We start from the raw sequence: 18,397 nt of genomic DNA on the forward strand, positions 1-18,397 counted from the left end.
GTCAGGCGAGCTGGGCGGGGATCGCCGGCGGCTGGAGGCGGTGCAGCGGGCCGGGCTGGCCGAACAGGTAGCCCTGGCCCATCGAGCAGCCCAGCGAGGCGAGGGCCGCCGCTCGGGAGTGCGTTTCGATACCCTCCGCCACCACCGCGATGTTCAGGCCGTCGCAGAGGGTCACCACCGAGCGGCACAGCGCGCCCGCCTGGTCGGGGGCTATGTCGACGTCGGTGAGGGTCGAGTCGAGCTTCACGATGTCCACCGGCAGGGAGTGGAGCTGGGCCAGGGCGTTGAAGCCGCTGCCGAAGTCGTCCAGCGCCACCCGGATGCCGTGCGACCGCAGGCGGGTCACCACCGCGGCCGCGGCCGGCAGGTCGGAGATGCGGCGGGTTTCGGTGATCTCGACGACCAGGCGGGACGCGGGAACGCCGTGCTGGGACAGGGCCGCCACCACCACGTCCTCCAGGCCGGGGGCCAGGCGGGCCGCGGAGACGTTCACGTGCAGGTCGACCGGGCGGCCGAAGACGACGGCCAGGGCGGCCGCGTCGGCGCAGGCCTGGTTCAGGACGAAGTCGTCGATCGCGGCCACCAGGCCGGTGCGTTCGGCGACCGAGACGAAGACGTCGGGGTGTACCGGGCCGACCACCGGTGAGGTCCAGCGGGCCAGGGCCTCCACCGCGACCGTGGCGCCGTCGGTGAAGCGGACGATCGGCTGGTAGAAGACTTCGAAGCCGGCGTCGCCGGGATGGTCCTCGAGGGCTTGGGCCAGCAGGTGGGGCAGGTCGGCGTGGGGGCCGCCGTCCTGGGCGCCGGCGTAGCGGGCCATGGTGCCTTTGCCTCGCCGCTTGCTCGCGTACATCGCCGCGTCGGCCCGGCGCAGCAGGGCGTCGGCCGTCAGGGGCTCGCCCGGTGTGGGCGCCACCAGGCCGATGCTGGCGCCGACGCTGATGGTGTGGCCGTCGATCACGAACGGCTCGCGCAGCGCGGCCAGGATGCGGTGGCCGGCCGCCTCGGCGCCGTCGGGGCGGTGGTCGAGCAGCACCGCGAACTCGTCGCCGCCGAGCCGGGCCACCAGCTCGTCCGGGCCGGCGCAGCGCTGCAGGCGGCCGGCGATGGCGTGCAGGACGCGGTCGCCGATGGCGTGGCCGAAGCTGTCGTTTATCAGTTTGAAGTCGTCGAGGTCGGCGAAGAGCACGGCCACCGGCCGGCCTTCGGCCCGGGCCAGGCGGTCGTGAAACAGCGCCCGGTTCGCCACCCCGGTCAGCGGGTCGTGGTAGGCCTGGTGGTGCAGCCGCTGCCGGCCCTCGGAGACCCGGTCGAGCAGCACGGTGTTGTCGACGATGGTGAACATCTGCCGGGCCACGACCAGGCCGAGGCCGAGCCAGCCGAGGTACGCCTCGAACGGCGACAGCGGCTTGCCGGTGCCGGTGTTGATCGCGATCATGACGCCGGTGGCGGTGACCGGGATGTACGGCAGCAGCAGGTGCAGCCAGTCGTGGCGGTCGGTGAACGGCGCGCGGCCGTCGGCGACCACCACCGGGCTCAGCGCCGCCATCGCCAGCAGCAGCGGGCCGGCCAGGTAGCCGGCCGACTGCAGCGGCGTCAGCCGGCCGTCGCTCAGCTCGATCAGCCGGAACGTGTCGGAGACGCCGAAGGCCAGCAGGGCCAGGGCGCCCCAGATCAGCGGCTGCCGCCCGGCCCGCGAGCCGGGCTGGGTCAGCAACAGCAGCACGGCCATGGTGAGCAGGAACAGGTCGGCCACGGGGTACGCGGCGGCGACCACGATCATCGCGGTGGTGCGGCCACCCCAGTCGAACGGCACAGCCGACCAGAGCAGGGCCAGGATGGACCCGGAGATCAGCACGCTGTCGATCAGCAGCGCGATCTGGTCACGCCGGACCGACGTCGGCACCGGCCGGGGCCGGGTGTACGGCGCGTACAGCAGCGCCACCAGCAGGCACGCGGGCAGCACGAAGAAGCCGACGTCGGAGACGCCGTCGGCCGGCCGCCCCGGAACCGTCAGCTCCTGGACCAGCCACCAGAGCCGGAACAGCGCCCATCCGGACAGCCCGATGCCGGCGAAGAGCCGCCAGCGCCGGTGCAGGCCCGCGAGGCCGCGCGCCGTCGCGAAACACACCCAAGCCGCGGCCGCTCCCGCGGCCAACTGCGCGCCGTCCTCGAAGAGCCGCCACCCCCGCGGCCCGGTGAGCTCTCCGGTCGCGACGGCACCGAGGACGAGCGCCAGCGTGACGAAGAGTCGCGCCGTCATCATCACCACCCGATACGAGCCGCGGGCCCCCTGATCCGCGACCGGAGTAAGGTACCGCAGTCGTGACGGTCAGTCGCCGGCTGTCAGATCGGCGACAATCACCGTGACGTTGTCCGGGCCGCCGCCGCGCAGGGCCAGGTCGAGCAGCCGCTCGCAGCACGACTTCGGATCCTCGGCCGCGAGCATCTCCTGCTCGATCGTGTCGTTGCTGACCACGGCGGTCAGGCCGTCGCTGCACAGCAGCCAGCGGTCGCCCGCCTCGGGCTCGACGATCACGTACGACGGGCTGACCGGCTCGCCCTGCAGGACCCGGGTCACCACCGAGCGCCGCGGGTGCCCGGCCGCCTCCTCGGGCCGGATCAGGCCCTGGTCGACCAGCATCTGGACGTACGTGTCGTCCTTGGTCAGCTGGTTGAGCCGGCTGTCGCGCAGCAGGTAGGCCCGGGAGTCGCCGACGTGGGCCATCGCGGCCCGGGAGCCGGAGAAGATGACCGCGGTGAGCGTGGTGCCCATGCCCTGCAACGAGTTGTCCGCCTCGACCTGCTCCGCGATCCGGCCGTTGGCGACCTCCAGAGCATGGTGCAGCGCGTCCATCTGCTGATCGTCGTCGATCGGGATGTCGAGCGGGCTGAGGGCTTCGATCGCGAGGCGGCTGGCGAGGTCGCCGGCGGCCATGCCGCCCATGCCGTCGGCCACGACGAGGAGCCGGTCACCGGCGTAGTAACAGTCCTCGTTGTTGCTCCGGACATGTCCTTGATCGGTGACGGCCGCCCACCGCAGGTGCAAGGTCATGGCGTGCAGCTTCCCAGATCATTGCAACCGTGTCTGCACGTGGTCGGCGGCATGTCGCCCGAAAACGCGCCTAGCTGGGATTCGTGGGGCGGCCGAGGCATCGCGGGTCGACTTCGGTGACGCGGCGTGTCGGGGCGATCCACGAGAGCACGGAGGCCGAGAGGGGCCATCCGCGCACGGCGACGCTGCTTTCCGGTGGGCGTACCGGCTCGGGGCACAGGGTCTTGGAGCGCACCTGGTCGTTGGGGATGAAGGTGACCTCGCCGGTCGTCCGCAACACCGTGGTCGACGTGTCGTCGACGCTGATCAGCTGACCGCGTACGACCTCGATCGCTCCGTTCGGAGGGCCGACCTCGACGGCGCTGTTGGGCAGAACGGGCGCGCGCAGGAAGACGATGCCGATGAGCAGCGGGGCGATCAGGGCGGCGCCGACCGCCGGCCAGTGGGTGAACAGGCGGGCCGCCGACGCCGGCACCGGTCCGGTGAGGAACGGGCCGAGCAGCGGCGGCACCCCGAGCAGGATGGCCGTCGACATCTCGCCGGTACGCAGGGCGGCCATGATGCCGGGCCAGACGAACATCAGGACAAGGGCGCCGACGAGGACCGGTACGCCCAGGGTGATCCACAGCATCAGCGGGCGCACGCCCCGGAAGCGCTGGGCCGCGGTGAGGCCGAGGATGGCCACGATCAGCATGCAGAGGGTGGGCAGCAGGCGCAGCTGCCAGGTGAAGGCGGCCAGCATCGCGGCCAGCAGCACCACCCAGTCGGGCATCCGCAGCGCGGTCACGGCCAGCATCGACCGGCCGGTGTCGTCGGGCTTGCTGACCAGCAGGATGCCGCCGAGCAGGCGCAGCACCAGGATGACCGCGGGCACGGTCCAGATCAGCGTGATGATCAGGGCGCTGATCATGCCGAGCGGGCTGATGTACTGCACCAGCAGCAGCATCGTGGGCAGGTCCTGCCGGCTCAGGTACCACAACCGCAGGACGAGCAGCACCAGCGGGAAGGCCGGCAGGACGGTCAGCAGCCAGTTGAGCTGGGCCCGGCGCCGGCGCGGGACGAAGGTGGCGGTCATCCGAAGACGTCCTCCCACGGCAGTTCGCGGATGTCGGGCCGGGTGATGCGCGGCTGCTGGGCGACGGCGATCGGGGTGGTCCCGTTGGCGTCGGTCTCGGACTGCAGGTTGCGCTTGTAGGCGTCCTCCCAGCGGTCGTCGGCGGGGTCGGTGTAGGAGCGGTACAGCGTCAGGTCGACGAGTTTCTTCAGGGCCACGCTGTCGCCGACGTTCACGCCGTACGCCTCGGTCTTCTCCAGGCCCAGATCCCAGTGCTGGAACTCGGACGGGAACCGGTCTTTGAAGCCGGCCAGGATGGCGGCGTCGGTGGAGACCGCGTCGACGTCGCCGTTGCGCAGGTCGGTGATGCACTCGCGCATGCGGTTGCGGCTGATCACGTCGATGTCGTAGCCCTGGAATGCCTTGACGCTGGTCGCTGTGGACAGCGAGCAGACTCGGTCGCCCTTGAGGTCGCGCAGCGTGGAGACCGCGCGGTGTTTGGACTTGGTCAGCGTCAGCACCGACTGCTCGGTGAACAGGTAGGGCTGCGAGAACGTCACGCCGGGCTCGGCCTCGCGTTCCGGGGTGATGCTGAAGCTGGCGATGACCATCTTGACCGGGACGCGCTTACCGGCCAGGTCGACCGCCTGCATGCGCAGCCGGTCCTCGCTCTCCATCCCGTAGAACCGCACGTCGTCGCGGCGGAAACCGAGATCTTCGGCGACCATGTACGCGACGTCGATGTCGAAGCCGCTCCAGACACCGTTCTTGTCGCGGAAGGCCACGCCCGGCTGGTCGTCCTTGACCCCGATGGGCAGGACGGTCCAGCTGTCCACGCCGGACTCGGCGCGCAGCTCGGCGACCGAGGGTGGCCCGCCCACGAAGACGCGGACGACGGCCAGGGCCAGCGCCAGCACGAGCGCGAGCCCGAGCGCGGCCAGCCGGAACATGGCCAGGTTGAAGCGCGGCGGCGGGTCGACCAGCGGCTCCGGATCGGGCGGCGGCAGCCGCCGGTCGGCCGCCTCACGTTCCGCGACGTCCTGCACCGCGATGTCCTCGGCGCTTCCGTCGGGCCCCGGCATGCGCCGGCGCAGCGGCCACGCGAACCGGCTCGAGCTCTCGGGCACAGCCACCTCCCATTCATGGCGGCCCCATCGTGCCGCACGAATGCTACGGCCAGGAATCTTGGACGGGGATTCACCCGCGCCGCGCCGGGTAGTCCAGGTTCATGAGAGCCGTACGCGTCGTAGCGATCACCGTCGTGGCCGCGGCTCTGGCGGTCCGGGTGGTCAAGTCGCGGCATCAGCGCTTCCTGCACCCGAAGGGGCGCACGTTCGACGGCGAGCTGGAGATCTGGGGAGGCGGGAACACCGGGGCGGCTCTGCTCGACCGCCCGGGCCGCCACCGGATCACCGTACGGATCTCCAAGGGTCTCGGCACGGACGGCGACCGCCTCGACGTGCGCGGCATCGCGATCCGGGTGCACGGCGACGCCCCGATCGACCTGCTCGTGTCGACCTGCGGGAAAGGCCGGTTCACGCGCCATCTGCCGGTACCCCGCCGCGACTACGACACCGTGTACGGCTCGATCCTGGCCTACCGGACCGGCGGTGACCGCAAGGTCTACCTCGGAGCGAGGATGAAGCACGGCGTCATCGCGCTGTACGTCGACGAGCGGGCGGTCGGCCGGGTCACCTTGGGGGCCGAAGTGGACGACCCGCCCGCGTACAACCCGATGCGCCACACCGCCCCCGATCTGCACCCGACCGGCGCGATCCACGGCGCCCGCGGCCTGGCCTATCCGCTCAGCCAAAAGTGGCGTGGCGTGAAGGTTTAGTGGTCATGGGCGCCGGGAACCCCGCGCGCCAAGGAAGCCCTGGACGACAACCGGAGGCGTCCGTGCCCCCATGGATGCTGCTGTCCCGTCGACCGGTTGATCGGAGCTTCCCGCACCCGGACGGTCGCTGCTCCGCCCCGGGAGGCCGAGGTTCCGGCGCCTCGGCATCCCGGACGGTGTCGAGCACGACCGTCCGGGATGCCACTCGCGTCAGCGGAAGGCGACCACCACGGCGGTCTCGGCCGGCAGTTCGACCCGGTCGCGCTGCAGGACGACGCCGTCGGACGAGGCCAGCAGGACCTTGCGGGGTACGTCGCGCAGGCTCACCGTCTGCGGGGTGGAGGCCAGGTTGACCGCCACCGCGCAGTTGCCGCGCTTCATCACCAGGTGGTTGTCGCCGTGCCAGACCTCGACCCGGTCGAGCCGCGGGTCGGACAGGTCGGTGCGCTCGCGGCGCAGCGCGATCAGCCGGCGGTAGTAGTCGAGGATCTCGGCGTGGCCGGGCTTGCCGAGCTCGTCCCAGTCGAGTTTCGAGCGCTGGAAGGTCGCCGGATCCTGCGGATCGGGCACCTCGGCCTCGGCCCAGCCGTGGGTGGCGAACTCGCGGCGCCGGCCGTTCTGGACCGCCGCCGCCAGCTCGGGCTCGGGGTGGCTGGTGAAGAACTGCCACGGGCTGCTGGCCGCCCACTCCTCGCCCATGAACAGCATCGGCGTGAAGGGGGAGGTGAACAGCAGCGTCGCGCCGATCTTGAGCAGGCCGGGCGACAGCGTGGCCGAGATCCGGTCACCGATGGCCCGGTTACCGATCTGGTCGTGGTTCTGCAGGTACGTGACGAAGCGGTGACCAGGGATCAGCGCCCGGTTCACCGGGCGCCCGTGGTGGCGCTGGCGGAAGCTCGACCACGTGTTGGCGTGGAAGAACGCCCCCTCCAGGACCGTCTGGAGACAGTCCAGTGACCCGAAGTCGGCGTAGTAGCCCTGCCGTTCTCCGGTGAGCAGAGTGTGCAGCGCGTGGTGCACGTCGTCGGCCCACTGGCCCTGCAGGCCGAAGCCGCCGGCCTCACGCGGCGTGATCAGCTTGGCGTCGTTGAGGTCGGACTCGGCGATCAGCGACAGCGGTTTGTTCAGGTGGGTGGAGAGCGACTCCACCTCGACCGCGAGCTGTTCGAGCAGGTTGACCGCGGAGTGGTCGACGAGAGCGTGCACGGCGTCGAGCCGCAGCGCGTCGACGTGGTAGTCGCGCAGCCACATCAGGGCGCTGTCGATGATGTAGCGGCGGACCTCGTCGGCGTGCGGGCCGTCCAGGTTGACCGAGTCGCCCCACGGGTTGGAGCCGGCCGCGCTGAGGTAGGGGGCGAACATCGGCGCGTACGCACCCGAGGGCCCGAAATGGTTGTAGACCACGTCGAGCACGACACCGAGGCCGCGGCGGTGGGCCGCGTCGACGAACCGCTTGAGCCCGTCGGGACCGCCGTAGACCTCGTGCGGCGCGTACCAGCAGACGCCGTCGTAGCCCCAGTTGTACTCGCCGTTGAACGAGTTCACCGGCAGCAGCTCGACCAGGTCGACGCCGAGCTCGACCAGGTGGTCGAGGCGCTCGATGGCGGCGTCGAAGGTGCCCTCGGGCGTGTACGTGCCGATGTGCAGCTCGTACAGGATCGAACCGGGCAGCTGACGGCCCGTCCAGGCCTCGTCGCTCCAGGCGAAGGCCGACTGGTCGTAGACCCGGCTCGGCCCGTGCACGCCCTCGGGCTGCCACGGCGAGCGGGGATCCGGCAGCGGCGTCTCCTGACCGGACAGGACGTACGCGTAGTCGGCGCCGGGCCCGGCCGACGGCACGTCGAGCCGCCACCACCCGTCGTCGCCGCGTTCCATCGCCAGCTCGTCCCCACCGATGCGCAGCCGGACAGTCTTCTCCGGCGCCCAAACCTCAAATGTCGTCATGTCTCTTTCACCAGCAAAGCGACGGGGTACGTACGCAGCAGTTCGGAAACTTGCAGCTTGTTCCCGCCGTAGCTCGTATTCGTGAATACTTCCAGCCAGCTGTGACCATCGAGTGACAAGGTGGTGTCACTCCAGCCGCCGTGACGTGACAAGCCCACCGGCAACCGGGTGGCCACGGCCACCGCGCCACCGCGGTCGAAGGCGAGCGCGTGCTCGCCGACCCGGCCCTCGGCGAACAGCGGACGGTAGGAGGCGAACAGCTCCGGCCGCTGCCGGCGCAGCCGCATCGTCCGGCTGGTCACCAGCAGCTTGGCCGCGCCGGTGTCGTCGACCGGCGGCAGCCAGCCGTCGTCGATGCGGGCCAGCAGCTCGCGCCGCTGGGAGAAATCGACCGGCCGGCGGTTGTCCGGGTCGACCAGCGAGTAGTCCCACAGCTCGGTGCCCTGGTAGACGTCAGGCACGCCCGGCATGGTCAGCTGCACGAGCTTCTGGCCGAGCGAGTTCGACCAGCCCGGCGGCGTGATCGACGCCGCGAAATCGGTCAGCTCCCGGTTCAGCGCCGGGTCGTCGTACATCTTGTCGACCATCGCGCGCAGCGCGGCCTCGAAGGTCTCGTCGGGGTGCTGCCAGGAGGTTCCGGTGGCGGCTTCCCGGGCGGCTTTGAGGGCGTACGCCTGCAGGCGCTCCCGTTCGATCGGCCAGGCTCCGACGGCGGCCTGCCAGACGAGGTGGGCCAGGGCGGGGTCGGGCAGCGGCGCCACCCGGACCCACCGGCGTACGACCTCGGTCCAGTCCCCCGGCACCTCGGCCAGCACGGCCAGCCGGGCCCGCACGTCCTCGCTGCGCTTGGTGTCGTGGGTCGACAGGGTGGTCATCGACGTCGGCCACTTGCGGTGCCGCTCGTCGCTGGCCTCGTGGAACTCGTCGGGGCTGACCCCGAACTTGGCCGGGTCGTTGCCGACCTCGTTGCGCGCGGTGAACCGGGTCCAGCGGTAGAACGCGGTGTCCTCCACGCCCTTGGCCATGACGGCGCCGGTGAACTGCTGGAACCGGACGGCCAGCTCGTCGGCCGGGTTGCGCAGCCGCCCGGTGAGCTGGTCGAGGACCGGGATCAGCTGGGGGCGCCGGCGGCCGGCCTCGGACCGGGCCTTGGCCAGGTGCCGGGAGCCGAACGGCAGGTAGGAGCGGTAGACCGGGAAGCAGGCGGCCAGCTCGGCCAGGGCCTGCGGCGCGGCCTCGATCTCGGGCACGAGCCGGGCCATCCGGGCCAGCTCGGCCGCGAGCAGGGTGGTGGCCACCGTGCGCTTGGCCTCGTGGACCAGGTCGGGCCAGGAGCGCTCGCTGCCGGTCAGGTGCCGGTCGAGGGTGTCGAAGAAGGCCTCGGTGCTGGTGTCGACGAAGACGCCGCCGACCTCGGCCAGGGCGTCGTAGCCGGTGGTGCCGGCGACCGGCCACGCCGGCATCTCCTCGCCCGGCTCGAGGATCTTCTCGATGACGAGCCAGGCACCGGGGGCGGCTTCGTGCAGGCGGTCGAGGTACTGGCCGGGGTCGCGCAGGCCGTCGGGGTGGTCGACGCGGATGCCGTCGACGATGCCCTCGCGGTGCCAGCGCAGGATCTCGGCGTGGGTGGCCTCGAAGACGCGGGGGTCCTCGACGCGCAGGCCGGCCAGGTCGACGATGGCGAAGAACCGGCGGTAGTTGAGCTCGGAGTCGCCGCGGGTCCAGTTGACCAGCTCGTAGTGCTGCCGGTCGTGCACCTCCCGCGGCGTGCCCTCGCCGGTCCCGTCGGCGATCGGGAAGCGCTTGTCGTAGTAGCGCAGCTCCCCGTCCTCGACGCGCAGCTCGTCGAGCGCGTCGGGGTCGTCGGCCAGCACCGGGATCAGCAACCGCCCGCGTGACCAGTCGATGTCGTAAAAATCGGCGAATTCGGACTCGCGCCCGCGTCGCAGGACGTCCCACCACGTCGGGTTGGCGTAGGGAACCGCCACTCCGGCGTGGTTGGGCACGATGTCGACGACGAGGTTCAGGCCCGCGTTCTTCAAGGCCTGCGACAAAGCGCGCAAACCGTCCCAGCCACCCAGCGCCGGGTTCACCTTGGAGTGGTCGACCACGTCGTAGCCGTGCTCGGAACCGGGAGTCGAGGTCAGCAGCGGAGCGGTGTACAGGTGCGACACACCGAGATCGGCCAGGTAGTCGGCGAGCTCGGCGGTGGCGGACAGCGGGAAGTCGGGGCGGACCTGGACTCGGTAGGTTCCGGAAGGAGCCATTTAAACCGTCCTGTCGAGCACGATGAGGGACCTGTCGGGGACCCAGATCTTGTTGCCGGCCTCGACGACCGACGGCTGATCCGGGGACGGCTCGGCCGTCTCGATGACCTTTTCCCACTTTTCGCCGTACTCAGCCGGCGGAGTGGCGAATTCGATGGGCGCGTCGTGCGCGTTGAAGAACAGCAGGAACGAGCTGTCCACGTGCCGCTGCCCGTACTGGCCGCGCTCGCGGATGCCCTCGCCGTTGACGAACAGCGCCACCGCCCGGCCGAAGTCGTTGCCCCAGTCGTCGCCGGCCATCGGCCGCCCGTCCGGGGTGAACCACTCCAGGTCGGGCAGCGGGTCGCCGCCGCCGCGGGCGGTCACCGGCAGGCCGGTGAAGAAGCGGCGGCGCTGGAACACCTGGTGCCGGTGGCGGAACGCGGTCAGCTTGCGGGTGAACTCGAGCAGCGTCTCGTCGGCGTTGCCCCAGTCGATCCAGGAGAGCTCGTTGTCCTGGCAGTACGCGTTGTTGTTGCCCTGCTGAGTACGGCCGAGCTCGTCGCCGTGCGAGATCATCGGCACGCCCTGGCTGAGCATCAGCGTGGCCAGGAAGTTGCGCCGCTGCTTGGCCCGCAGCTGGAGCACCTGCTTGTCCTCGGTCGGGCCCTCGACGCCGCAGTTCCACGACCGGTTGTGGCTCTCGCCGTCCCGGTTCTCCTCGCCGTTGGCCTCGTTGTGCTTGTCGTTGTAGGCGACCAGGTCGTTGAGCGTGAACCCGTCGTGCGCGGTCACGAAGTTGATCGAGTGGAAGGGCTTGCGGCCGTCGTCCTGGTAGAGGTCGGCCGAGCCGGTGATCCGGGACGCGAACTCGGCCAGGGTGGCCGGCTCGCCGCGCCAGAAGTCGCGGACCGTGTCACGGTACTTGCCGTTCCACTCGGTCCAGTTCGGCGGGAAGTTGCCGACCTGGTAGCCGCCGGGCCCGACGTCCCACGGCTCGGCGATCAGCTTCACCTGGCCGACCACCGGGTCCTGCTGCACGACCTCGAAGAAGGTGGAGAGCCGGTCGACGTCGTAGAACTCGCGGGCCAGGGTCGAGGCCAGGTCGAAGCGGAAGCCGTCGACGTGCATCTCGGTCACCCAGTAGCGCAGCGAATCCATGATCAGCTGAAGGCTCTGCGGGCTGCGCACGTTCAGGCTGTTACCCGTGCCGGTGTAGTCCATGTAGAACTGCGGCTGGTCGTCGACCAGCCGGTAGTACGTCCGGTTGTCGATGCCCTTGAGCGACAGCGTGGGGCCCAGGTGGTTGCCCTCGGCCGTGTGGTTGTAGACGACGTCGAGGATGACCTCCATGCCCGCCTTGTGCAGGGCCTTGACCATCCCGCGGAACTCCTGGGTCTGCTGCCCGAGCGTCCCGGTCGACGAGTAGCCGTGGTAGGGCGCGAAGAACCCGAGCGTGTTGTAGCCCCAGTAGTTGCGCAGCCCGAGATCGTGCAGCCGGTTGTCGTGGACGAACTGGTGCACGGGCATCAGCTCGACGGCCGTCACGCCGAGGCTCTTCAGGTGCTCGATGATCGCCGGGTGCCCGATCGCGGAGTAGCTGCCGCGCATGTCCTTGGGGACCTCGGGGTGCCGCTCGGTCAGGCCCTTCACGTGGGTCTCATAGATGACCGAGTGGTGGTACGGGATGTCCGGCCGCCGGTCGTTGCCCCAGTCGAAGTAGGGGTTCACCACGACGCCCTTGGACATGTACGGGGCGGAGTCGAGATCCGACATCTGGTCGGGGTTCTCGAAGTCGTACGCGTAGAGCGACGGATGCCACTCGATGTCCGCGTCGACCGCCCGCGCGTACGGGTCGAGCAACAGCTTGTGCGGGTTGTACCGCAGACCACGCGACGGGTCGTACGGACCGTACATCCGGTAGCCGTACCTCTGCCCCGGCTCGACGCCGGGCAGGTAGGCGTGCCAGACGAACGCGTCCTGCTCGTGCAGCTGGACCTTCCGCTCGTTTCCGGACGGGTCGAACAGGCACAGCTCGACCGCCTCGGCCCCCTCGGCGAAGATCGCGAAGTTCGTGCCCGTCCCGTCGTACGTGGCACCCAACGGGTACCGGTGACCAGGCCAAACCTGCATTTCTTGCTCCCACCCCTCGACCGTCGGTGCGCTGCGACCACAGCTGATGGCGTGCCGGCGGCGGGGCTGGTTTGCCCCGCGATCCGGTGGCGTAATCATCTGAGGTCACGTCAGCGTCATTGTGGCCGATGGCCGGTACGGCGTCTGCGCGACCGCCCGGTTACCCGCCGAACAGGTAAGGGCGACATGGTTTGCCACCGCCGAAACTGAGCATAGATGCGTCGTGCCGATCATTTTCGGACCGCACGACTGCGGCTCCACCACCCGGGAATGGCTTGTCACGGACGGCACGGGTGGGTTCGCCACCGGCACCGTTCCGGGCTTGCGGACCCGCCGATACCATTCGCTGCTCACCGTGGCCGACCCCGCCACCGCGATCCGGCACACCGCGCTGGCCGCGCTCGACCTGACGGTGACGCTGCCCTCCGGCACGAAGGTGCCGCTCTACACCCACGAGTGGGCCTCCGGCGCCGTCGCGCCCGCGGGGCACCGCTACCTGGAGACGTTCGCGCTGGTGGACGGGGTTCCGCGGTGGCGCTGGCGTATCGGCGACGTGGTGATCGAGCGGGAGCTGGCCCTGCGGCACGGCCACCCGTCGGTGGGGGTGACCCACCGGGTGGTGTCGGCGCCCGGGCCGGTCGGCCTGGCCGTGGCGGCCATGTGCACGTGGCGCGACGCGCACGGCGAACGGCACGCCTCCGGGCCCGGACTGCGGGCCGAGCAGGTGGCCGACGGGGTGGTCGTCGAGGACGCGTACCGGATCGCCGGCCCCGGCTGGCAGCCCGCCGGCGAGTGGCATCTCGGCGCTTTCGCCCGCGAGGAGGAGGCGCGTGGCCTGCCGGCCGTCGAGGACCTGTGGCACGCGGGCACGTACTTCGACCGGGTGAATCCGGGCGCGACCCTGGAGATCTCGGCCTGGGCGGGCGACCTCGGGCGGCGGCCGCCGCCGGCCACGGCGGTGATCACCGAGGCGCGGGTACGGGCGCGGAAGCTGATCGCCGGGGCCAAGGCCGACGAGACGCTGGTGCTGGCGGCCGACGCTTTCGTGGTGCGCACGCCCCAGGGGCCGGACGTGGTGGCCGGGTACCCGTGGTTCGGCAGCTATCTCGGCGACACGATGACCGCGTACGAGGGGCTGTTCCTGGACACGAACCGGGCCGACGAGGGCCGGGAGCTGCTGACCGCCCGTACCGGAAACGCGTCTTCGACCTGGACAGAACCCGAAGGATCATGGGCGCCGAAGGACTCGCCGGACGCGCCGCTGTGGCTGGTGCACGCCGTCGACCGGCATGTGCGGCGCACCGGCGACAGCGACCTGGCCGCCGAGCTGATCGGACCGCTCGGCCGGCTGCTCGGCGAACGGCTCGGCGGTGGCGGCCCCCTCGATCTCGACCCGGCCGACGGCCTGCTGCGGCTCGGGCACGCGGGCACCTGGATGAACGGCTTCACCGAGGACGGCCCGGTCACGCCCCGCGTCGGCAAACCGGTCGAGATCAACGCGCTGTGGGTGAACGCGCTGGCGGCCATGGCCGACCTGCACGTCGAGGCCGGACTGGACGACTCCTCGCTACGCGACCGGCACGCCCGGGCCCAGCACGCGTTCCGCGACCGCTTCCCGGCGCCCGAGGGCTGGCTCTACGACGTGATCGAGGGGCCGGCGGCGACCTACCCGCTGGGCGCCGGCGCCCACCACGACGATCCGACGCTGCGGCCGAACCAGCTGCTCGCGTGGTCACTGCCGCACGGCCCGATGCGCGGAACCTCCCTCTTCGCGATGGGTGAGGCACTGCTGACGCCGCTCGGGCTGCGGACCCTCGCCCCGAGCGAGTACGGATATCAGGGCGTGCACCGCGGCGACCGCGACGAACGCGACATCGCCTACCACCAGGGCACGGTCTGGCCATGGCTGATCGGCCCGTACGCCGACGCCTGCGCCGCCACCGGCCTGCCCACCGACGGCCTGCTCACCGGCCTGAAGGCCCATCTGTCCGAGTGGGGCGTGGGATCGGTCAGCGAAACCGCCGACGGCGACCCGCCGCACCGCGCCACGGGCAGCCCGTTCTCCGCCCGCTCCGTCGCCGAACTACTCCGCACAGAACTGAGCCTCTGAAAGCGGCTTCGCCGCACTGCAAGATCAAATCATCGTGGAGGTACGAGCCGTGACCAGCATCCTCATGCTCTCCTGGGAGTACCCGCCGCTGCTGGTCGGCGGCCTGGGCCGGCACGTGCACGCGCTCGCCACCACCCTGGCCGCCGCCGGCCACGAGGTCACGGTGGTCACCCGGCACACGCCGGGCACGCTGCGGGAGGAGTACGCGGAAGGCGTCCGGATCATCCGGGCCCCCGACGACGCGCCCCGCTTCGAGGTTCGCGACGGCGACCTGCTGGCCTGGGCGATGGCCTTCAACCACACGCTGACCCGGGCCGCCCTGCGCGCCGCCCGCACCGGCACCTACGACGTCGTGCACGCCCACGACTGGCTGGTCGCCCACGCCGCCGTGACGGTCCGCGACCACCTGGACATCCCGCTGGTGGCGACCATCCACGCCACCGAGTCGGGCCGCCACCAAGGCTGGCTGCCGCACCCGCACAACCGCACGATCGACGACATCGAGCGCTGGCTGGCCCACGAGGCGGTCCGCACGATCGTCTGCTCCGACTACATGCGCGACGAGGTGCAGCGGCTCTTCGACGTCCCGGCCGCCCGGGTCGACGTGGTCTACAACGGCGTCGACGAGCTCCGCTGGTTCGCCCGCCCCCGCGCGGTCGCCGCGGCCCGCCGCCGCTTCGCCGGCTCGGACGGTCCGCTGATCAGCTTCGCCGGCCGCCTGGTCTACGAGAAGGGCGTGCAGCACCTGCTGGCCGCGGTCCCGGCGCTCAGGGAGAGGCACCCGGGCCTGCGCGTGGTGATCGCCGGTGACGGGCCCTACCGCGCGGAGCTGGAGGCGCTGGCCACCGAGGGGGTGACGTTCGCCGGCTTCCTGACCGGCCACCACCTGACCGCCCTGATGGGCGCCTCGGACTGCTACGTCGTGCCGAGCATCTACGAGCCGTTCGGCATGGTCGCCCTGGAGGCGGCCGCCGCCGGAACCCCCATCGCGGTCGCCGACACCGGCGGCCTGGCCGAGATCGTCGACGACGGCGTGACCGGCGTGAAGTTCACCCCCGGCTCCCCCGATGCCCTGGCCGAGGCGGTCGACACCGTCCTGACCGACCGCGACCTGGCCCGCCGCATGGCCCGCCGGGGCCGCCGCAAGGTCCGCGAGGACTTCGCCTGGCCCGGCATCGCCGCCGCCACCCTCGACACCTACGACCGGGCCCGCCACCACGACGCCGACCGCGTCACCCGCGAGGCCGAGAGCGTCCTGGCTCAGCTAACCCCGCTGAGCTGAGTAGATGGCGAGGTTGGTGTAGGCGGCGGACAGGGCCGGCACCGGGACGCCGTGCTTGTCGGCCTCGGCGACGAAGTCGCCCAGGATGGCGTCGGCCTCGACCGGGAGGCCGGCCATCATGTCGCGGTACATCGACGAGGTCATGGGCTGGTCGGTGGAGAGGCCGTTCTGCAGGACGGACACGGCGGCCGGGCGCGGGGTGTGGCCGGCCGCGGTGGCGATCGCCATGGCCTCGGCGGCGATGCGGGCGCCGAAGGCGTTGCCGCCGGGGGCGCGGTTGATGTCGCCGACCGTGGCCCGCATCAGGGTCGTGGCGGCGCCCAGGCTGGCCAGGAAGACCCACTTCTCCCACATGTCCTGGACGATCGTGGGTGAGGCGAAGGCGTCGAACTCGGTGCCGCTCAGTGCCGCCTCGACCTCGGGGCGCTCCGTGCCGTCGAGCGAGCCGAAGCTCAGCTTGTGCAGGCCGGTCATCTGGACCACGTCGCCGTCGGCGTTCAGGCTGGCGTGGATCAGGCAGACGCCGCCCCAGGCGCGGGACGGGCCGAACGCGCCCACCAGCTCCTCGACGTGCCGCATGCCGTTGAGCAGGGGGATGACGACCGTCCCGGTGCCCACCGCGGGCGCCAGGTCGATCATCGCCTGTTCGAGGCCGTAGCTTTTCACGGCGATGACCACGATGTCGTACGGGCCATTGATCTGCCCCGCCACGACCGTGCGCGGCCGTACCGACGTCGTCCCGTCCGGTCCGATGATCTTCAGGCCACGATCGCTCAGGGACGCCGCGCGCGGCGGCCGGACCAGGAACGTGACGTCCCGGCCGGCCGCGGCGAGGCGGCCACCGAAGTAGCCGCCGGTCGCGCCCGCTCCGACGAAGAGGATGCGCACGTCAGTAGCCCAGGAGCTCGTCGTCGAAGCACCACTTCCAGTTCTCGCCCGGCTCGAACGATTTCATCACCGGGTGACCGGCCTCCTGATGGTGCGCGGACATGTGCCTCCGCGGCGACGAATCGCAGCAGGCCACCTTTCCGCAGGTGAGGCATTTACGCAGGTGGACCCAGTCGTGATGGCCGTCGGCCACGCACTCGGGGCAGCCGTCGGAATACGCCGACTGGGGTGCCGGGTCGCCGGACTCCTTGAGATGCAGGCAGGTCAATCTTCACTCCGTGTCAGCTGGGACTCTTCCAGGTCGAGATCGCGCTGGGCGCGGGTGAGCACTTCCTCGGGGATACGGCCCTCGTTGCGGGCCACCTTGAAGACGCGCCGCTCCGCACCGATCATCTCGCGCCGCAGCCGACCGTACGCCGCCGACGGCGTCTCCTGCTGCTGATTGCCCAGCCGCTCCCACGCGTTGTTGGAGCGGCTGTCGACCAGGGCGCGCAGCCGGTCGACGACCGAGGCGGGCGCGCCGTCGGCGTGTTTCTCCAGCGCCTCGAGCGCGGCCCGGCTCGCCTGATGCTGCACTCCGGCCTCGGCCAGGGCGTCCTCGGTCGTGGTGTCCTCGCGGACCTTCAGCACCCGGGCCAGCCACGGCAGGGTCGTGCCCTGAAGCAGCAGGGTGACCACGATCACCACGAACGCCACGAAGATGAACAGGTCGCGGGGATAGTCGGGCACCCCGTTCTCCCCGGGCACCGGCAGCGTCTGGGCGGCGGCCAGCGTCACCACGCCGCGCATGCCGGCCCACGAGATGACGGTCGGCACCGCGACCGGCGGCCGTTCCTCGCGGTTGCGGACCTTCGGCAGCAGCCGGGCCAGGTAGGTCGCCGGGTACATCCAGACGAACCGCGTCAGGATCACCACCAGCACGGCGGCCACGGACACCTGGATGGTCGTGGCGACCGGCGTCTCGATGCTCTCGCCGATGCTGCGCAGTTGCAGGCCGACCATGAGGAAGACCACGCCCTCGAGCAGGAAGTTGATCATCCGCCAGATGGCGTCCATCTGCAGGCGCGAGGTGGCCGACAGCAGGTACGGGCGGCGGTGGCCCAGGTACAGGCCGGCGATCACCACGGCCACGACGCTGGAGCTGTGCACCTCCTCGGCGATGATCACCACGACGAACGGCGTGAGCAACGACACGGCGTCGTCGAGCAGCGAGTCCTCGATCTTGCGGTGCAGCTTGGCCGCCAGGAACGCCGCCACGAACCCGATCACCAGACCGCCGCCGGCCTTGAGCGCCACCTCGCCGGCGATCGGCCAGAAGCCGACCGCGGCGCCGGCCAGCGCGCCGACCGAGATGCGGACCATCACCAGGGCGGTCGCGTCGTTGAGCAGACTCTCGCCCTCGAGGATCGTGACCACCCGGCGCGGCAGGCCGACCCGGCGCGCGATGGCCGTCGCGGACACCGCGTCGGGCGGGGCCACGACCGCGCCCAGGGCGACGCACGCGGCGTACGGAATCTCGGGAATCAGCAGGTGAACGGCGGTGCCGACGGCGAACGCGGTGACCAGCACCAGGCCGACCGCGAGCAGCAGAATGGGCCGCAGGGCCCGGCGGAACGCGGGCACCGAGGTCTCCAGCGCGGCCACGTACAGCAGCGGCGGCAGGATCCCGATCAGCACCATCTCGGGCTCGAGATGAGCGTCCGGGAAACCCGGCACGTACGACAGCGCGAGGCCGGCCACCAACAGCACGAGGGGGGCGACGAAACCCAGGCGGCGGGCCAGAGCGGCGCCGATCACCGAGATCGCCACCAACACGACCACGTCGACGATGCTCTCCATGGCGGGAAG

13 protein-coding genes are annotated in these 18,397 nt (G+C 71.1%); 3 read left to right on the forward strand and 10 right to left on the reverse strand.

Features of this window, described 5'->3' with window-relative positions; translation table 11 throughout:
- Position 1: 1 nt before the first annotated feature.
- The 4 genes from AB0C26_RS01655 to AB0C26_RS01670 all read right to left on the reverse strand — a co-directional run bounded on the left by AB0C26_RS01655 (position 2) and on the right by AB0C26_RS01670 (position 5,242).
- The gene (locus AB0C26_RS01655; RefSeq protein ID WP_360239821.1) at positions 2 to 2,263 is read right to left on the reverse strand and encodes an EAL domain-containing protein; all 2,262 of its coding nucleotides are present in this window, start codon (positions 2,261 to 2,263) and stop codon (positions 2 to 4) included.
- Positions 2,264 to 2,332: 69 nt separating this feature from the next.
- Positions 2,333 to 3,055 carry a protein phosphatase 2C domain-containing protein gene (locus AB0C26_RS01660; RefSeq protein WP_360239824.1) on the reverse strand — a complete coding sequence of 241 codons (723 nt, stop codon included), beginning with the start codon at positions 3,053 to 3,055 and terminating at the stop codon, positions 2,333 to 2,335.
- 70 nt (positions 3,056 to 3,125) lie between these two features.
- Positions 3,126 to 4,130, reverse strand: a complete 1,005-nt coding sequence (locus tag AB0C26_RS01665; RefSeq protein WP_360239827.1) for a hypothetical protein — start codon at positions 4,128 to 4,130, stop codon at positions 3,126 to 3,128.
- The gene (locus AB0C26_RS01670) at positions 4,127 to 5,242 is read right to left on the reverse strand and encodes a transporter substrate-binding domain-containing protein (RefSeq protein ID WP_360239830.1); all 1,116 of its coding nucleotides are present in this window, start codon (positions 5,240 to 5,242) and stop codon (positions 4,127 to 4,129) included. The genes AB0C26_RS01665 and AB0C26_RS01670 overlap by 4 nt, the downstream gene beginning before the upstream one ends.
- Positions 5,243 to 5,337: 95 nt before the next feature.
- On the opposite strand from AB0C26_RS01670, the gene AB0C26_RS01675 reads away from it, so the two are divergent.
- Positions 5,338 to 5,946, forward strand: coding sequence for a hypothetical protein (locus AB0C26_RS01675; RefSeq protein WP_360239833.1), 609 nt, complete (start codon positions 5,338 to 5,340; stop codon positions 5,944 to 5,946).
- Positions 5,947 to 6,156: 210 nt separating this feature from the next.
- On the opposite strand, the gene treZ is transcribed toward AB0C26_RS01675, so the two are convergent.
- From treZ to glgX, 3 genes are read right to left on the reverse strand one after another with little or no spacing between them, the layout of a single operon-like run.
- On the reverse strand, positions 6,157 to 7,890 hold the full coding sequence (gene treZ / locus AB0C26_RS01680) for a malto-oligosyltrehalose trehalohydrolase (protein WP_360239836.1): 1,734 nt from the start codon (positions 7,888 to 7,890) through the stop codon (positions 6,157 to 6,159).
- Positions 7,887 to 10,157 carry a malto-oligosyltrehalose synthase gene (gene treY, locus AB0C26_RS01685; protein ID WP_360239839.1) on the reverse strand — a complete coding sequence of 757 codons (2,271 nt, stop codon included), beginning with the start codon at positions 10,155 to 10,157 and terminating at the stop codon, positions 7,887 to 7,889. Before treY ends, treZ begins: the two co-directional genes overlap by 4 nt.
- On the reverse strand, positions 10,158 to 12,269 hold the full coding sequence (gene glgX, locus AB0C26_RS01690) for a glycogen debranching protein GlgX (RefSeq protein ID WP_360239842.1): 2,112 nt from the start codon (positions 12,267 to 12,269) through the stop codon (positions 10,158 to 10,160).
- Between the two features lie 223 nt (positions 12,270 to 12,492).
- Here glgX and AB0C26_RS01695 point away from each other — a divergent pair, with 223 nt between their 5' ends.
- Both AB0C26_RS01695 and AB0C26_RS01700 read left to right on the forward strand, forming a co-directional pair.
- Positions 12,493 to 14,379, forward strand: coding sequence for an amylo-alpha-1,6-glucosidase (locus tag AB0C26_RS01695; protein ID WP_360239845.1), 1,887 nt, complete (start codon positions 12,493 to 12,495; stop codon positions 14,377 to 14,379).
- A 64-nt stretch (positions 14,380 to 14,443) separates the two neighbouring features.
- Positions 14,444 to 15,661: a glycosyltransferase family 4 protein gene (locus AB0C26_RS01700; protein ID WP_360243448.1), complete on the forward strand. Its 1,218-nt coding sequence runs from the start codon at positions 14,444 to 14,446 to the stop codon at positions 15,659 to 15,661.
- On the opposite strand, the gene AB0C26_RS01705 is transcribed toward AB0C26_RS01700, so the two are convergent.
- From AB0C26_RS01705 to AB0C26_RS01715, 3 genes are read right to left on the reverse strand one after another with little or no spacing between them, the layout of a single operon-like run.
- On the reverse strand, positions 15,644 to 16,549 hold the full coding sequence (locus tag AB0C26_RS01705) for a ketopantoate reductase family protein (RefSeq protein WP_360239848.1): 906 nt from the start codon (positions 16,547 to 16,549) through the stop codon (positions 15,644 to 15,646). The genes AB0C26_RS01700 and AB0C26_RS01705 overlap by 18 nt on opposite strands.
- A 1-nt stretch (position 16,550) precedes the next feature.
- Positions 16,551 to 16,817: a UBP-type zinc finger domain-containing protein gene (locus tag AB0C26_RS01710; RefSeq protein WP_360239851.1), complete on the reverse strand. Its 267-nt coding sequence runs from the start codon at positions 16,815 to 16,817 to the stop codon at positions 16,551 to 16,553.
- Complete coding sequence (locus tag AB0C26_RS01715; RefSeq protein WP_360239854.1) at positions 16,814 to 18,388, reverse strand: Na+/H+ antiporter; 1,575 nt, start codon at positions 18,386 to 18,388, stop codon at positions 16,814 to 16,816. The genes AB0C26_RS01710 and AB0C26_RS01715 overlap by 4 nt, the downstream gene beginning before the upstream one ends.
- Positions 18,389 to 18,397: the final 9 nt, after the last annotated feature.

The sequence above is a fragment of the Actinoplanes sp. NPDC048796 genome (genome assembly GCF_040650035.1).
Lineage (GTDB): Bacteria > Actinomycetota > Actinomycetes > Mycobacteriales > Micromonosporaceae > Actinoplanes.

Coding starts and splice junctions, on each gene's coding strand:
- glgX (WP_360239842.1), bottom strand. CDS start 12,269: ATGCAGGTTTGGCCTGGTCACCGGTACCCGTTGGGTGCCACGTACGAC.
- treZ (WP_360239836.1), bottom strand. CDS start 7,890: ATGACGACATTTGAGGTTTGGGCGCCGGAGAAGACTGTCCGGCTGCGC.
- AB0C26_RS01715 (WP_360239854.1), bottom strand. CDS start 18,388: ATGGAGAGCATCGTCGACGTGGTCGTGTTGGTGGCGATCTCGGTGATC.
- AB0C26_RS01675 (WP_360239833.1), top strand. CDS start 5,338: ATGAGAGCCGTACGCGTCGTAGCGATCACCGTCGTGGCCGCGGCTCTG.
- AB0C26_RS01660 (WP_360239824.1), bottom strand. CDS start 3,055: ATGACCTTGCACCTGCGGTGGGCGGCCGTCACCGATCAAGGACATGTC.
- AB0C26_RS01665 (WP_360239827.1), bottom strand. CDS start 4,130: ATGACCGCCACCTTCGTCCCGCGCCGGCGCCGGGCCCAGCTCAACTGG.
- treY (WP_360239839.1), bottom strand. CDS start 10,157: ATGGCTCCTTCCGGAACCTACCGAGTCCAGGTCCGCCCCGACTTCCCG.
- AB0C26_RS01700 (WP_360243448.1), top strand. CDS start 14,444: ATGCTCTCCTGGGAGTACCCGCCGCTGCTGGTCGGCGGCCTGGGCCGG.
- AB0C26_RS01655 (WP_360239821.1), bottom strand. CDS start 2,263: ATGACGGCGCGACTCTTCGTCACGCTGGCGCTCGTCCTCGGTGCCGTC.